The organism is Bacillus sp. FSL K6-3176, assembly GCF_038003325.1.
Lineage (GTDB): Bacteria > Bacillota > Bacilli > Bacillales > Bacillaceae > Bacillus > Bacillus altitudinis.
The window spans coordinates 3,090,424-3,106,191 of record NZ_JBBOOX010000001.1; the positions used below are offsets into that span (position 1 = coordinate 3,090,424).

Annotated in this window: 14 protein-coding genes; 2 read left to right on the forward strand and 12 right to left on the reverse strand. The window is 43.3% G+C overall.

Translation table 11 applies throughout. The features are described from left to right. Positions 1–16: 16 nt before the first annotated feature. From gap to MHB38_RS16205, 4 genes are all read right to left on the reverse strand, one after another. Positions 17–1,024, reverse strand: a complete 1,008-nt coding sequence (gene gap / locus MHB38_RS16190; protein ID WP_007500174.1) for a type I glyceraldehyde-3-phosphate dehydrogenase — start codon at positions 1,022–1,024, stop codon at positions 17–19. A 31-nt stretch (positions 1,025–1,055) separates the two neighbouring features. After that, entirely contained in the window at positions 1,056–2,093 is a 1,038-nt protein-coding gene (locus MHB38_RS16195; protein ID WP_008347711.1) for a sugar-binding transcriptional regulator, read from the reverse strand. A 288-nt stretch (positions 2,094–2,381) separates the two neighbouring features. Beyond that, positions 2,382–3,767, reverse strand: coding sequence for an amino acid permease (locus tag MHB38_RS16200; RefSeq protein ID WP_051632367.1), 1,386 nt, complete (start codon positions 3,765–3,767; stop codon positions 2,382–2,384). A gap of 137 nt (positions 3,768–3,904) precedes the next feature. Then, positions 3,905–5,098, reverse strand: a complete 1,194-nt coding sequence (locus MHB38_RS16205) for an ornithine--oxo-acid transaminase (RefSeq protein WP_202734215.1) — start codon at positions 5,096–5,098, stop codon at positions 3,905–3,907. 209 nt (positions 5,099–5,307) lie between these two features. Here MHB38_RS16205 and MHB38_RS16210 point away from each other — a divergent pair, with 209 nt between their 5' ends. After that, a complete protein-coding gene (locus tag MHB38_RS16210) occupies positions 5,308–6,750 on the forward strand; it encodes a sigma-54 interaction domain-containing protein (RefSeq protein WP_035701437.1) in 1,443 nt (480 codons plus the stop codon). 27 nt (positions 6,751–6,777) lie between these two features. Here the strand turns inward: MHB38_RS16210 and MHB38_RS16215 are convergent, their stop codons facing one another. Together MHB38_RS16215 and rpoN are read right to left on the reverse strand one after the other, a co-directional pair. Beyond that, positions 6,778–7,515, reverse strand: a complete 738-nt coding sequence (locus MHB38_RS16215; protein ID WP_181891327.1) for a FadR/GntR family transcriptional regulator — start codon at positions 7,513–7,515, stop codon at positions 6,778–6,780. A 173-nt stretch (positions 7,516–7,688) separates the two neighbouring features. Continuing rightward, positions 7,689–8,987 carry an RNA polymerase factor sigma-54 gene (gene rpoN, locus MHB38_RS16220; protein WP_048002935.1) on the reverse strand — a complete coding sequence of 433 codons (1,299 nt, stop codon included), beginning with the start codon at positions 8,985–8,987 and terminating at the stop codon, positions 7,689–7,691. Between the two features lie 70 nt (positions 8,988–9,057). Here rpoN and yvfG point away from each other — a divergent pair, with 70 nt between their 5' ends. Then, positions 9,058–9,273 carry a protein YvfG gene (gene yvfG / locus MHB38_RS16225; RefSeq protein WP_008347725.1) on the forward strand — a complete coding sequence of 72 codons (216 nt, stop codon included), beginning with the start codon at positions 9,058–9,060 and terminating at the stop codon, positions 9,271–9,273. A gap of 24 nt (positions 9,274–9,297) precedes the next feature. Here yvfG and MHB38_RS16230 read toward each other — a convergent pair whose 3' ends face one another. The 6 genes from MHB38_RS16230 to nikA form a co-directional block, all read right to left on the reverse strand. After that, a complete protein-coding gene (locus tag MHB38_RS16230; protein ID WP_202734214.1) occupies positions 9,298–10,623 on the reverse strand; it encodes an MATE family efflux transporter in 1,326 nt (441 codons plus the stop codon). 64 nt (positions 10,624–10,687) lie between these two features. Next, entirely contained in the window at positions 10,688–11,503 is an 816-nt protein-coding gene (locus MHB38_RS16235; protein ID WP_202734213.1) for an ABC transporter ATP-binding protein, read from the reverse strand. Positions 11,504–11,516: 13 nt separating this feature from the next. Beyond that, positions 11,517–12,323, reverse strand: a complete 807-nt coding sequence (nikD, locus tag MHB38_RS16240) for a nickel import ATP-binding protein NikD (RefSeq protein WP_202734212.1) — start codon at positions 12,321–12,323, stop codon at positions 11,517–11,519. Positions 12,324–12,336: 13 nt separating this feature from the next. After that, on the reverse strand, positions 12,337–13,170 hold the full coding sequence (gene nikC / locus MHB38_RS16245) for a nickel ABC transporter permease subunit NikC (RefSeq protein ID WP_017359202.1): 834 nt from the start codon (positions 13,168–13,170) through the stop codon (positions 12,337–12,339). Then, a complete protein-coding gene (gene nikB, locus MHB38_RS16250; RefSeq protein WP_202734211.1) occupies positions 13,167–14,111 on the reverse strand; it encodes a nickel ABC transporter permease subunit NikB in 945 nt (314 codons plus the stop codon). The genes nikC and nikB overlap by 4 nt, the downstream gene beginning before the upstream one ends. An 18-nt stretch (positions 14,112–14,129) precedes the next feature. Further along, positions 14,130–15,749 (reverse strand): nickel ABC transporter substrate-binding protein, encoded by a 1,620-nt coding sequence (nikA, locus tag MHB38_RS16255; protein ID WP_108610991.1) that lies wholly within the window; start codon positions 15,747–15,749, stop codon positions 14,130–14,132. Positions 15,750–15,768 lie beyond the last annotated feature (19 nt).

Here is a 15,768-nt window from a genome sequence, read left to right on the forward strand (position 1 = left end):
CCTTCAGTGTGAGAAATTAAAGACCTTGTTTTGCAATGTAAGCTGCAAGGTCAACAACGCGGTGAGAATATCCACTCTCGTTATCGTACCAAGAAATGACTTTCACCATGCTGCCTTCCATTACCATTGTAGAAAGAGCATCGATTGTTGAAGAGTTTGCATTACCATTGTAGTCACCAGATACTAATGGCTCTTCGCTGTAGCCAAGGATTCCTTTAAGTTCTCCTTCAGCTGCTTCTTTAAGTGCTGCATTTACGTCTTCAGCTGTCACATCTTGATTTAATTCAGCAACAAGATCAACTAAAGAAACGTTAGGTGTTGGAACACGCATAGCGCCACCGTTTAATTTACCTTTAAGTTCAGGCAATACAAGTGAAACAGCTTTCGCAGCACCTGTAGAAGTTGGGATGATGTTTTCCGCAGCTGCACGAGCACGACGGTAGTCTTTGTGCGGAAGATCAAGAATTTGTTGGTCATTTGTGTATGAGTGAACAGTTGTCATCATACCGCGTTTGATACCAAATTTATCGTTAAGTACTTTTGCAAATGGAGCTAAGCAGTTTGTTGTACAAGATGCATTAGAGATGACATCGTGGCTAGCTGCATCGTATTTGTCTTCGTTTACACCCATAACGATTGTGATATCTTCTTCGTTAGCAGGAGCAGAGATGATGACTTTTTTAGCGCCAGCTTCTAAGTGTTTAGCAGCGTCTGCACGTTTAGTGAAGAATCCAGTAGATTCAACAACGATTTCTACGCCTTGTTTACCCCAGCTTAATTTCGCAGGGTCACGCTCAGCTGATACTTCGATTGTTTTACCGTTCACTACTAAGTTCGTACCGTCTACAGAAACCTCTGCATCTAGTTTTCCGTGAACAGAGTCATATTGTAAAAGGTGTGCAAGCATGTTAGCGTCTGTTAGATCGTTAACCGCTACTACCTCAACTTCAGGATTGTTTAATGCTGCACGAAATACGTTACGTCCAATACGTCCAAATCCGTTAATACCGACTTTTACTGCCATGATGTTTCCTCCTTTTATAGGTCACAATGTTTTATATTGAGGGATCAATTGACTCCCTTAATAACTCTTTTGCGGCTCCTTCGTCTGTGACGAGAACCGTTCGGCGGGGTTTTTTGAAATAAGCTTCAATGGCCCCAGCCTTTGATGATCCACCTGCAACAGCAATGATGTGTGGAATGCTTTCTAAATCATCTAGCTGCATGCCGACGGAGTGCACTTTGTGGACGACCTCACCATCACGATTAAAGTAATAGCCAAAGGCCTCTGTCACTGCGTCATGCTCATCAATCTTTTTTAAATCTTCAGCGGGTGTGTTTCGTCTCATCGCCATTGTTTTTGCTTCACCGATTCCATGAATAAGCATCGTGGATGATTTAATTGTTTGAAGCACTTCTTTGACAGACGGCTCTTCAATAATGGAAGAGTAAGCACCTTCTGACAGCTGTCCTGGAACAAACAGCAGTTTGTAAGTACCGGAAGCTTTTTCAGCCATGTGGGCACAAATGGTGTTTGCCTGATTTTTTACATTCTCCCCAAGACCGCCTCTCGCAGGGACAAACATCATGTCGCGATTTTTGGCATCAGGGGTCATCATTTCGGCAACAGCTTCCATCGTCGTTCCGCCAGTGACGGCGACGATATTATTTCCAGTAAACCTTTTTTTCATACATTGGACAGCAGCTCTTCCCATTTCTTGCTTCACCCACGGGGATTCATCGCTGTCACCAGAAACAATGATGACTTCTTCCAGGCCTAATTTCCTCTTTAATGTATTTTCCAAAAAGGTTAAACCTAAAACGTCCTTCATCATTCCTTCAAGCATTTCAAGCAAAGCATGACCTTCAGTCGTCAGCATCATACCGCTCGTTTTGACATCCAGCAGATTTTGTTCCTTTAAGAACTGAACTTCAGCTCTTAAAATACGTTCACTCAGACCAAGACTTGTCGCAAGACTTCTGCGACCAATTGGTTCAGCTAATCTGATGTACTGCAAAATGTCGTAGCGTTTTTGCATAACTGTGAGAAGATCTGGTAATAATTTTTTTTGAGCTTCCAATAAACGATTCATGGCTAACGACCCTTTCTTTTCACGTTGGACTAAAAACGTCCCACTGTGACAAAAAACGTCCCGCCACAGCCAAAAAAAATTAATCCCTGCTTTCTTTAATTATTTTAACAGGATAATCTTGCATTTTCAACTCTTACAAACACATTTAGACAAAAAATAGACACATTTTGACCGATAACCTGCTTGTCATCTAGCTTTCCGCTATTTTATTTTTTTCAAACTATTTATTTTCTTCTATATTGAATGCATTTGTCTTTGAAAAGGTGCAGGCGGTCAAAAGCCGCCTGCTTATGTTTTCGGTATCGTTTCTTTCTCTTCATTAAATCGTTTCGCATCTTCCTTCGGTTTAATCTTGAGGTAGTAAATGATGTAGCAGGCGGCCATAAATGGAACTCCGCAATAAAGACCAATCCGCTGATCCTCAATAAAGAATAAACTGATAAGAACAATGCCAAATGCGATAAAGCCTGCTAATGGCACAAATGGATAAAAAGGCGTTCGGAAGACAAGATTCTTTACATCTCCGCCCTCTTTTATGAATTGTCTCCTAAAGAAGTATTGGGATAAACAAATAGACATCCAAACAACGACAAGCACCATACCCGAAATGGATATGAGCCAGACATATACCGTTTTTGGTGCTACAACACTCGTGAGCAGTGATAGAGCGGATACACCCATTGTCACCAATAAGGCATTGATCGGGATTTTACGTTTGGATAATTTTTTCGTGAAAACAGGTCCTTTCCCGTCTTTTGAAAGCGCCCATAGCATACGTGATGATGCATATAATCCAGAGTTCGCTACAGATAAGACGGCTGTAATGATGATAAAATTCATGATATCTGCGGCGTATGGTATGCCGACCTTGTCCAATACCACAACAAACGGACTATCCACTGCGCCGGCGGTCTGCCATGGAAGAAGGGCTGCAAGAACCGCAATCGATAAAACAAAAAAGACCATCGTCCGCCAAATAATATTCCGAATAGAACGCGGGAGTGTTTTTTCCGGACTTTCACTTTCACCTGCTGCAATCCCTACAAGCTCTGTTCCTTGAAAGGAGAAATTGACTGTGACCATGGTTAATAAAATCGCAAAAACACCATTAGGAAAAAGTCCACCATGATCCGTCAAATGACGAAATAGTGGGGCAGGTTCCCCGCCTTTTAAGTGAATCATTCCGAAAATTGCGCCAATTCCAATGATAATAAACAATAAGATCGCAGCAACCTTGATGGCTGAAAACCAGAACTCTGTTTCAGCGAAACTGCGTGCCGAGATGGCATTGATGGAAAATAAGATGACGCTAAAGGCAAGACACCAAAGCCAAACAGGGATATCTGGGAACCACCTTTGGAGTAGAATACCTGCTGATGTAAACTCAAGTCCAATTGTACATGCCCAGCTAAACCAATAAAGCCAGCCGATCATAAAGCCTGTGGACGGACCTATATATTTGGTTGCATACTCCTGAAAGGAACCAGCTGTCGGCATCGCCACTGCTAATTCACCAAGACAGAGCATCACCAAATACATGAGCAATCCGCCAATGATAAACGAAAGAATGGCTCCCCCTGGGCCTGCCTGATGAATAATGAGTCCTGACCCAAGGAAAAGGCCTGTTCCGATGACCCCACCTAAGGCAATCATAAAGAGATGTCTGCTTTTCATGGAACGCTCTAATTCATTATGCTGTTCTGGCTTCAAATCCGCTTCCCCACTTTCACTCTTCTATTCATCAACCTTTGACAAAATTCGCCGTTCATTGAAAGAGAAAGGGAGAATTTGAAGTCTTCTCCCTTGATCATTTATGCTTGAAATAACGCTTCGATATGAGCGATTGCCCAATCCAAGTCTTCTTTTGAAATGGTAAGCGGCGGTGCAAATCGAATCACTGTCTCATGGGTTTCTTTGCATAACAGCCCCTCTTGCTTGAGCTTCTCACAATAAGGTCTAGCTGCCTCAGTCAGTTCCATCCCAATAAATAGTCCACGCCCGCGGACTTCCTTAATGACAGGACTTTGAATGCGTGACAGTTTGTCTTTGAAATATTGCCCTAGCTCCAATGAGCGCTCGGCAAGCTTCTCATCGATTAACACATCTAGTGCAGCAAGTGATACTGCGCACGCAAGAGGATTCCCGCCGAAGGTAGACCCGTGAGACCCTGGATTAAATACACCTAAAATATCACGGTTTGCTACAACACATGAGATCGGGAATACCCCACCGCCAAGTGCTTTACCAAGAATCAGCATATCCGGCTCAATGTCTTCCCAGTCGCATGCAAACATCTTGCCAGTCCGCGCTAAGCCCACTTGAATTTCATCTGCGATCAATAACACATGTTCCTTCTCACAAATCGCTTTTGCCTCTTTTATAAAGCCCTCAGGCGGCATGACAATGCCCGCTTCTCCTTGAATCGGTTCAAAGAGAAAAGCTGCTGTTTGCGGAGTGATCGCTTCGCGTAACGCCTCAATATCTCCATAAGGGATGAGCTTTATGCCTGGAAGCATCGGACCGAAACCTCTTTGATATTCTGCTTCCGAAGAAAGTGACACAGCCGTCATTGTACGACCATGAAAATTCCCGGTACATGCAATGATTTCTGCTCGATTCTCTTCGATTCCCTTGACATCATAGCCCCATCGTCTCGCTGCCTTTATCGCCGTTTCCACAGCCTCGGCACCCGTATTCATCGGCAATGCCATCTCTTTATTCGTTAATTTGCAGATCTTCTCATACCATGGGCCAAGCTGATCATTATGGAAGGCCCTTGATGTGAGTGTCACGCGGTCAGCTTGTGTTTTAAGCGCTTCAATAATGCGGGGATGGCGATGTCCTTGGTTCACTGCAGAATATGCACTGAGCATATCCATGTAGCGGTTGCCTTCAGGATCAGTCACCCACACTCCCTCAGCCTCTGAAATCACAATTGGCAACGGATGATAATTCGCCGCACCGTATTGTTCTGTTTGATGAATCAATGCTTTTGTCTGTGTCATCGTGTATTCCTCCTTCTATAAGCTTGCCTCTTTTGATTGGGTTCATCTTCACTCTTATGTTATGCAAGGATCATGCCAACTTAGTGATCGCTCTGTGTCTAGGATTGTGCTCATCTTTACCGCAAAAATATTTTGCATATGCAAATTTTTTTAGAGGAAACCGCAAAATTTTTCATGTAAAATAGAGGTAATGTCTGGAGGTGGCGCAAGTGAAAAAAGATCAGCATACCGCAAAGCTCGAAAATGAGATTGATCTATATAAACAAATGCTCGATTTAATTGATGTTGGGGTTCACGCCATTGACGAAAATGGCAATACCATTGTTTATAACAAAAAAATGATGGAGATCGAATCTTTAAAACGTTCTGATGTCCTTTATAAAAATGTCTTAGACCTCTTTGTGTTTCAGGATGAGATGCACAGTACACTTGTCCAAGCGCTGCGAACCGGGAAACAGACGGTTCATGCAAAGCAGACGTATCACAACTACAATGGAAAAGAAATCACAACGATTAACCATACATACCCGCTCGTTCGAGACGGTTTGATTCAAGGGGCAGTTGAAATTTCGAATGATGTCACGAAACTGGAACGGCTCATTCATCACAATATGAAGAAAAAAGGAAACACACGCTTTACATTTGATTCAATCATTGGGGAGAGTCCTGCCTTTTTAGAAGTGATTGAACATGCGAAACGAGCCACACGTACCTCTTCTTATGTGCTGATTGTTGGTGAGACAGGGACGGGGAAAGAACTATTTGCACAAAGCATTCATAATGGCAGCAGCCGTTCATCTGGACCATTTATTACGCAGAATTGTGCAGCACTGCCTGATAACCTGATTGAAAGTCTGCTTTTTGGAACACAAAAAGGGGCTTTTACAGGGGCAACAGATCAGCCGGGTCTATTCGAACAAGCACAAGGAGGTACACTGCTTTTAGATGAGATCAACTCATTACACCCAGCTCTTCAAGCAAAACTATTGCGCGTCTTGCAAGAGAAACGTGTAAGAAGGTTAGGCAGTACAAAGGAAATCGCCATTGATGTGAGAGTGATTGCTAATATGAATGAGGACCCTGTAGATGCGATCGCAGGTGGACGGATGCGAAAGGATTTATTTTACCGGCTTGGCATTGTCACCTTGTTTATCCCGCCACTCTCTGAGCGAAAAGAAGACATCCCCACATTTGTCATGCATTTTATTCAAAAATATAATGAACTGTTTCAAATGAATGTGAAGGCGGCTGATGAAGAGGTACTTGCCCTGTTCCAAACGTATCATTGGCCGGGCAATGTAAGAGAACTGGAGCATGTGATTGAAGCTGGGATGAATATGATGATGGACGAAACATACTTAAGCATGCATCACCTTCCTTACCATTTCCGTTTCAAGCAAGGAGAAGGACGTCCTAGTGAACACATGCAGATGAGTCCGCTTAATCTATCAGCTGCAGCTGATACGTTTGTCTACACGAGCTCAGATCATACAACTGACTTCCAAACCCAAATGGATCGATTTGAAAAACAATACATCGTCCATTACTTAAATAAAATGGACGACAATATTTCACAGACTGCAAAGATATTGGGCATGAGCAGGCAAAGTCTGCAATATCGAATGAAAAAGCTGCATATTTCTCTTCAATAATAGAGCTGTGCCCTTATGCGGCACAGCTTATTGTATATCTGGCTTTCCTTCCTGTTCTTGCAGCACATCACCAAGAAGTTGTTCTACTTTTTCCAAATGTGTGAGCATCGCCCGCTCTGCTTCTTCTGGCTGTTTGTCCATGATAGCTTGATAAATACGTTCATGGTCCTTGTAAAGCTGATGTATGGACGCTTTTCTTGAGAATAACACGACTTTTCTTGTTTCTCGCATCGTTTCCATTAACAAGGTTGAGACCTGATTCATTAAAGCCTCTAGTAAATGATTCTTTGAGGCTTTGGCGATGGCAAGATGAAATGTGAGGTCTGCCTCCTCACCAATTTCTTTATACGCTTCTGCACGCTTCATTTGTTCAAGTGCATCACGCAGTCGATGGAGGTCATCGTCTGTCCGCAGCAATGCTGCCTTTTTGACAGCACCTGATTCAATGATTGATCTCACTTCAAGAAGCTGCGCGATATCCTGCTGCTTCATCAAAAAAGCAGGAGATAAACAAAATGTGAGCTGCTCAGGATCGAACTGCTTCACATATGTGCCTTCTCCTTGCTTCATCTCTATTAATCCGATCGCTTTCAGAGCGGACAGCGCCTCTCTCACAGCGGAACGGCTGACTTGAAAGTTTTCAGAAAGTGCTTGAACCGAGTCTAATTTTTCGCCCGGAAGAAGCTCCCCCGTCCGAATGGATTCGATTAATGCATCCGCAATTTCTTCATATATTTTTTTCGTTTTGATTTGTTTATATTTCAATTGGTCTCACCTCATCACTGTTGTCTACCCCATCGGCTCATGCCCTATCTTATACTTTACCCCAAAATTCAGATCACACGTCTTCCCTTTTTTCAATTCTCAAGAAATCTTCTATCACTCTTCCACTCATCAAAAAAGAAGCACATGCCATTGTTTCTGGCATGTGCTTCTTTTTAATCATATCGCTTCCGCAGCGTGGAAGACGGAAGGTTCATTTGTTCACGATATTTGGCAATGGTTCTGCGAGAGACGCGGATACCAAAGGTTTGCTGAAGCTGCGTCATGATTTGCTGATCCGAATACGGTTTTTTCTTATTTTCTGATTGAATCAGCTCTGCAATGTGGGTCTTCACTGTGTAGCTGGATGCTTCTTCAAGCGAATGCCCTTCTAGTTTCGCTTGAAAAAACTGTTTCATTTCCATTAACCCATAAGGGGTCTGCACCATTTTTCCTTTGACTGTTCGACTCACTGTCGACTCATGTACTTGTAATTTATCTGCAACCCGCTTCATCGTAAGCGGTTTCATTTTATGCTTCCCGGTCAGGAAAAAATCAGTCTGTTGTAAGATAATCTCACGAACGACATTTGTCATCGTTTGTTTTCTCTGCTTCAGCGCTTGAACAAGCCAATTGTACTGCTGCTGCTTTTCCTTTAAATACGTGTATGCTTCATGCCGCTTTTGATCTTGAATCATGGCGAAATACCCTTCATTCATTTCAATGTCCGGAAAAGCACGCTGGTTCAGCTCGAATGTGATGTGACCTCCCGCAGCTGTAATCAACACATCTGGCTCTATATACACATCCTCTTCTTCATAAGAGAAATGAAGGCCTGGTCTTGGTTCGAGAAGCGACACCTCATCTTGTATGGCTTGCAGGGTTTTCAACGGCATACCTGTTTTAGCTGCGATTTCCTTCCAAGCCTTCCTTGCGAACAGAAAGAAATGCCCTTCGATGATCAGCTCTGCTTCATACCAGCGATCCTTTTTTCGTCTAAGCTGGAGCAGGATGCATTCTTGCAATGATCTAGCGCCAATCCCGGCAGGCTCTAATGATTGAAGCTGATGAAGAACGGCCTCTACTTCTTCTGCCGAAGCCTGTAACACAGCGGCCATTTGGTCAACCGGTTCATTTAAATAGCCATTGGAATCAATGGACTCAATCATGAATTGAAAAATCCTTTGATTCTTTTCACTTAAATTCAAATCAATAGCCTGTCTCTTTAAATACATTTGCAGGCTTTCTTTTTGATGCGTACGATACGGCTCTGTCATTCGATCTTGCGTTCTTTTATGATAAACTGGTTGATAGCTGTCCGTGTCTTTCCGCTCAATCAGAGGGTTCTCAAGCGCTAACTGATCAAGATACTCACCCAGCTCTGCACAATTCAATTGCAGCAGCGTAATCGCCTGCCTGAGTTCTTGCGTGAGTACCTGCTTTAATACTAGTTCTTGTTGCAGTTTAAGGCTCATTGTCTCCCCTCCCTCTCATCATTTTACATGAAGATTGACGGACCGTATATACGAAATAGGAGTGATTTCCATGTCTGAACTTTTTTCCGTTCCATACTTTATCGACAACTTAAAACAGCACATTGCCATGAATCAACATGAAGACAAGATTCATGCCATGAACGCTTATTATCGTTCGGTGGTTTCTACACTTGTGCAGGACCAATTGACGAAAAATGCTGTTGTCTTGAAGCGAATTCAGCATCTCGATGAAGCGTACCAAAAGGTGAAAAAAGAAGGCGAATAAATGGACGACAAACAACACCCTTTCTCATGATTGCAAAGGGTGTTTTTCATGCAGGAAAAGCTTTTGATCCAGCTTTGATTTGTACATCATCAAAAAGCCTGACCGTCCTAAAGTATAAATGATAAAGGCAAACCATAGTCCGTGATTGTGCCATATCGGAATGACTGCCGCCTGAACAGCCACAAACAAAATCATCGCAAACAGCATTGAATTCCTAACAGGAGCAATTTCTGTCGCACCTGTGAATACACCATAAATCACCAAGCCAAAGCAAGCAGCGAACGGATAAAGAACGAGCCAATCGGCATATTGCAGTGTCACATCAAGAAGCTGAGGCAAATTTGTAAACAGGCTCAAAATCGGTACTTTAAAGAAAAAGTAACCTGCCGCAATGACACATGCCATCACAACTGCCCATTGTCTCGAAAGGGTTAATGTTTTATCATAAAGCGCTCGGTCGTTCGCACCTACTGATCTACCGACAAGGATGCTGGATGCATTGGCAAATCCATCGAACAAATAGGCCATGATGTAGTGAATTTGAAATAAAATGGCATTCGCCGCCAATTGCTCCGTTCCGAAAGACGCTCCCTTTGCTGTAAACATGTTGATCACGACAAGCAGACAGATCGTTCGGATAAACAAGTCTTTATTCACATGAAACATTTTCTTTACTGCACGTGTGTCCATCACCTGCTGGATAGACGGCATCCAAAAACCGTTTGACGTATGCTTCAAGATGATCCAGGCCCCTAACACAAAAGCAGTGAGTTCAGAGATCAATGTCGCCGCTGCCACACCTTTGACGGCAAAAGAAAACGCATGAACTAAGATCAATGCCAAGATCATATTCATGACATTGATCAAAATTTGTAAAGAAAGAGCTTCTTTCATTTTTGCCATCCCCATCAGCCAGCCGAGTATGACGTAATTCATCAAGGTAAATGGCGCTCCCCAGATCCGAATATGAAAATAATCCGCTGCATATTCACGCACATCAGCAGCAGGAGAGATGATCCATAATGCGGATTGAATAATGGGCCATTGAAGAGCAATAAAACAAAGCCCGACGATAATAGCCAGCAAAAAAGGCCTTAGAAAAGCAAGAACACCCTGCTCCTCGTTCTGCGCTCCGTTTGCTTGGGCGGCAAAAGCAGATGTACTTACCCGTAAAAAGCCAAACAGCCAGTACAATGTACTAAAAATGAGACTGCCGACTGCGACGCCCCCTATATAAGCGGGATTGGCAAGCTGTCCAACAACTGCTGTATCGACAGCACCGAGTAATGGCGTGGTCATCGTTGAAATGGTTAAAGGGATAGCCAAAGCTAAATATGCTCGATGGTTCATCGATGCCACCTGCCTTTCATGAAAAATAGCCTCTCCTAAAAGAGGCATTGAGGGAATGAAAAAGTTAACGAAGCGGCCTGCCAATCGTTCGGGACAAAGGGTGACTGGCGAGCGTTGCCTCCTTCATTTTCAGCACAGCTTCGTGCTCTGATATAAAGAAATCATCCTTCGATTGAAACTGAGCCACAAGTTCACCTTGATCAAGAATCGCTAATTGATCACTTAAATGATAGGCCGCTGTCAAATCATGTGTAATAAATAAGTATGCAAGCTTCAGCTCTTTCTTTAATTCGACTAACAAATCTAAAATGACAGCCTGCGTAACCATATCTAAGCTACTGACTGATTCATCCAGCACAATGAGCTTTGGCTGAAGCACCAGTGCTCTGGCGATGTTGATCCGCTGTAGCTGGCCGCCGCTAAATTGGTATGGGTACTTGGACAAATCCTGCTCACTGAGCCCTACTCTTTCTAACCAGTGAATCAGTATATGCTGACGTTTTTTACGGTTCATTGGTTCATAGTTTTCAAGCGGCTCAGATAGAATTTGTTCCACTGTCCACCTTGGATTCACCGCTGAATATGAATCTTGAAATACCGCTTGTACATGTCGGCGGAAATGCTGATGTGTCCGCTGATCTGCACGAATGATATCCTGACCTTCAAACAGAACTTGTCCGCTACTTGGCTTCTCTAGTCCAAGGATGATGCGGCCAAGTGTACTTTTCCCTGCACCACTTTGACCTAGTAATCCAAGACAAGTGCCTTCTTCAATGGTCAAATGGACGTTTTTCAGGACAGGGGCTCTCCCTTTTGTCCTCATCAGAAACGATCGGCTACCATATGAATGACTAACTGCTTTCACTTCTAATAAATGCAACGGTCTTCTCACCTCAAATCGGGCAAACAGCTGGCATGGACGGACGAGCTGCTAAAAGTTTCTTTGTATAATCATGCTTCGGGTGTTCAAAAAGCTCAAGAACTTCAGCCTTTTCAACGATTTTTCCTTGTTTCATCACCACGACCACGTCTGCCATTTCTGCAATCACACTAAGATCGTGGGTAATGAGCAAAATCGCCGTTCCGTATTCATGACGAATTTGATTCAAGTGCTCAAGCACCAGCTTCTGATTGTGTACATCTAATGCGGTTGTCGGTTCATCTGCGATGATCAGAGGCGGATGCATACAGGCAGCCATAGCAATCATGACACGCTGGAGCATCCCCCCGCTTAATTCAAAAGGGTACTTACTCAGTAATTGATCTGGATGCGGCAGGTTCATTTTCTCTAAGGCTTCAATTGCCTGGACCCGAGCCTTCCTTTTACTGACAGATGTATGCCGGCGGATTGTTTCAATCAATTGATGTCCAATTGTCCATACAGGCGTAAAGCTATTCATTGGATTTTGCATGATATATGAGAGATCTTTGCCACGAATAGACCGCATATGCTGTTCACTCAAACCGATCAATTCTCGACCTTGTAGAGTGATACTGCCAGTCACTTCCGTTGTTTTTCGATCAAGCATGTTTAAGATCGACATACTTGTCACCGTTTTTCCGCATCCGCTCTCACCAATTAATCCAACAATTTGACCGTGCTTTACCTCAAATGCTATTTCCTGAACGAGAGAAATGGTTCCTTGCGGCGTTTTCGTATGCACATGCAGGTTCTCTATGTTTAAAATAGACTCTTCCATCTGACTCATTCCTTTACACACGACGTTTGATGCCATATTTCTCTGAAAGGGCTTCTCCCAGTAAGTTGAATAGAATGACCACAGCCATAATCACAAGACCCGGATAAAGCATCAGCTGAGGATTTGTTTGAATATAAGATTTTCCTTCATGGATCATCGCTCCCCATTCAGGCGTAGGGGGCTGAACCCCTAAGCCTAGAAAAGACATGGCGGAAATGTCCATAATCGCCCAGCCCATTTCAAGTGTGCCCACAACTGCGAGTGGCGGCAGTACATTCGGAATCATATGCTTTCTCATGATATTCCAATGGGAAGTACCACTAATCTTCGCAGCTGCAATAAAGTTTTGTTCCTTTAAACTAAGCACCATCCCTCGAAAGACGCGGGCGTAATACACCCACTGCACAAGCATCAAAGCCAGCACCACTTGAGAAAGCCCTGGTCCAAAAATACCGACTAATCCGAGGATCAGCACCAAATTTGGAAATGCCATGACCCCGTCGCACAATCTCATCAATACGTGATCGATCCAGCCGCCTTTATATCCAGAAATCAGCCCTACGATTAAACCGATAGATAGAGAGGAAACAAAGATTAACAACGCACATCCTAGTGAAATACGAGCACCATATAGAATACGAGATAAATTGCATCTTCCCAATTGGTCGGTGCCTAGAGGATACTCCCATGAAGAACCCTTTAGCTTCATTGCAAGATTGACAGCCGCTGGGTCATGCGGAGCGATCCATGGTGCACATATCGTCACAATGAGCAGGAGACCGAGCAGCAGCACACAGATCGAGATCATCTTTTGATGATAGAAAAGATGTTTTACTTTTGTCATCATGGCTGGCGGCCTTCCTTTCTAGAAATACGGGGGTCAATGAGCAGCAGAAGAAGATCCACTATCAAGCTGCTTAAGATAAAGATACACGCCGCCATCAACACATAAAATTGAATGACCGGCAGATCCCGGTTAAAGATCGCTTCAATAAAAAATCGTCCAAATCCAGGCCATGAAAAAACAGCCTCTACAATAATAGTCCCTGTGAGCAGCTTGCCAAGATTCACGCCAAGTCCTGTCAGCATCGGTGATAGCGCCATTCTGAAGACATGTTTGAACATAATCGATTGTTCCTTTAACCCTCTCATTCTCGCATATTGAACAAAAGGCTCGTGAAGCGTCTCACTCACACTCGCTCGCAATAATCTCGTATACATCGCAATTAACGGCACAGCCAGTGTAATGGATGGCAGTACAAGATGTTCCCATGTACCAACACCTTCAACAGGTAAAAGATCGAGTTTCACTGAAAAAAAGAAGATGAGCAAATACCCCAAAACAAAGGTCGGGATAGATGCTCCTAGGAAAGAAATCATCCGGCTCACATGATCTACAACGCCGTTTTTTCTCAACCCGCTGAAAAAGCCTAGTGGAATACTGACGCAAATTGCGATCAGCAGACTAGTGAACGCCAATTGAATCGTCGCAGGTATTCGATAGATCACCTCATCAAGCACAGGCTGATTGGTCATATACGACCGCCCAAAATCAAGACGGACGACTTTTTCAATCGTATGAAGGTACTGCATGTAAAAAGGTTCATCTAAACCAAATTCACTTCGTTTTTGGGCTAATACCTCATCAGTAGGCTGAATATGAGCCGCTGCTAAATATGCCTCCGCTGGATCAACTGGTGACAGATGAATCATGCCAGTTGTGAACAGTGTGGCTAGTAGAAATACAGGAATGATAGATAACATTCGTTTGATGATATAGCGGCTCATTTGCTTACCTTCCTTCTGTTACTTCAGCTTGATGCCTGTGAAAGGGTGTTCATCTCGATTCGCAGGGAAATCAAAGTCCTTCACATCTTTTTGATAAACAGCTGTCTTTTTAAAATAAGAGATTGGCACAATCGCCCCTTGATCTTGCAAGGAAGATAAGACGGACGAATAAAGTGCTTTGCGTTTGTTTTCATTTGTTGTCGATGGAATCTCCGTCATTTCTTTGATCAGCTTATCTTTATTCGGATACGCTGAGATCGCCTCTTTGAATCCAAAACCATCTGATGAGACAACGTTCATAAATGTATGCGGATCATACGGCGCTCCGTAATTGCTAAAGAAGTTCATATCAAATTTGTTCGCTTTAAACCGCTGAACCTGCGTCGCCAGCTCGACACCTTCAAGTTTGACGCCAACGCCAATGGTTGCCCATTCTGCCTGCAGTGTTTCAGCCATTGTTTTTTGAATCGATTCTGCTGAGTCATACATCATACTAAACTCAAGCGTTTTTCCGTCTTTTTCCCGTATGGTTTTTCCTTTTGGAAGCGTCCAGCCCGCTTCTTCCAGTAAAGCCTTCGCTTTGTCCACATCATATTGGAAAGATTTCACCCGGATGCCTGACGTATATGGCATGTTTGTCGGCAAGATGTGATCTGCTACATCCTCTAAGCCAGAGGTCACACCTTCCACCAATGATGTTTTATTGATCGCATACTGAAGGGCGTGACGCACTTTCTGATCTGACAGCTGATCGACTTTTGTGTTCATGACAAGCTGTCTTGTGGCTACAGGCTCTGACATCTTCGTTTCATACTTGCCGCTCGCCTCTAGTTGTTTAAAAGCATCAAGGCTAATCGTTCCTTCTCCATAAAGTAAATCTACATCGCCTTTTTCAAATGCCATCACTCTTGTTTCGGCATCTGGAATGACCTTCACTTTGATTTCTTTGACCTTTGGTTTCTCTCCCCAGTAGTGGTCATTTCGTTCAAAAATCGCGTAATCATCTTTTTTGTACGTCTTTAATACCCAAGGACCTGTCCCCACTGGTTTTTCGATTCCTTTTGATGTATCTCCGTTTTTCGGAAAACCTGCTTCTCCTAGGAAACGAACAGGGCGCACAACAGCTAACTCCTGAACAGTTGGATAATAAGGCTCAGTTAATGTGAGTTTAAACGTTTGCTTGTCCACTGCTTCTGTCTTTTTGATTTTCTTTATGACACCTAACCAGCTATGTACTTCTTTGTTTTTTAAAATCGTATCAAAATTCTTTTTCACAATGTTCGCATTAAATTTAGATCCATCTGAAAACGTGACATTGTCTCTAAGATGGAACGTATACACCTTGCCATCCTTGGAAACATCCCATGATTTTGCTAATTCAGGTTTAAGCTTTCCATTTTTCTGATAGCTCACCAATGGTTCGTAAATCATGGATTGGGCAAACAATTGTGATGGATTGTATATGTGTGGATTCATTTCGCCAATATCTCTTGGCCATGCCATGGTGATCATATCAGGATGATCCTTGTCTCCACCTGCTCCATTATTTGCTTGAGAACAGCCTACTAGTAAGAAGATCAGTAGGATAGGTAATATTGTATTTATTTTAATTTTCGGAAAATTACTCCAAATCGACATAAGTTGGTTGCTCCTCCTA

Coding starts and splice junctions, on each gene's coding strand:
- nikB (WP_202734211.1), bottom strand. CDS start 14,111: ATGAGCCGCTATATCATCAAACGAATGTTATCTATCATTCCTGTATTT.
- nikD (WP_202734212.1), bottom strand. CDS start 12,323: ATGGAAGAGTCTATTTTAAACATAGAGAACCTGCATGTGCATACGAAA.
- nikA (WP_108610991.1), bottom strand. CDS start 15,749: ATGTCGATTTGGAGTAATTTTCCGAAAATTAAAATAAATACAATATTA.
- MHB38_RS16195 (WP_008347711.1), bottom strand. CDS start 2,093: ATGAATCGTTTATTGGAAGCTCAAAAAAAATTATTACCAGATCTTCTC.
- nikC (WP_017359202.1), bottom strand. CDS start 13,170: ATGATGACAAAAGTAAAACATCTTTTCTATCATCAAAAGATGATCTCG.
- yvfG (WP_008347725.1), top strand. CDS start 9,058: ATGTCTGAACTTTTTTCCGTTCCATACTTTATCGACAACTTAAAACAG.
- MHB38_RS16200 (WP_051632367.1), bottom strand. CDS start 3,767: ATGAAAAGCAGACATCTCTTTATGATTGCCTTAGGTGGGGTCATCGGA.
- rpoN (WP_048002935.1), bottom strand. CDS start 8,987: ATGAGCCTTAAACTGCAACAAGAACTAGTATTAAAGCAGGTACTCACG.
- MHB38_RS16205 (WP_202734215.1), bottom strand. CDS start 5,098: ATGACACAGACAAAAGCATTGATTCATCAAACAGAACAATACGGTGCG.
- gap (WP_007500174.1), bottom strand. CDS start 1,024: ATGGCAGTAAAAGTCGGTATTAACGGATTTGGACGTATTGGACGTAAC.
- MHB38_RS16230 (WP_202734214.1), bottom strand. CDS start 10,623: ATGAACCATCGAGCATATTTAGCTTTGGCTATCCCTTTAACCATTTCA.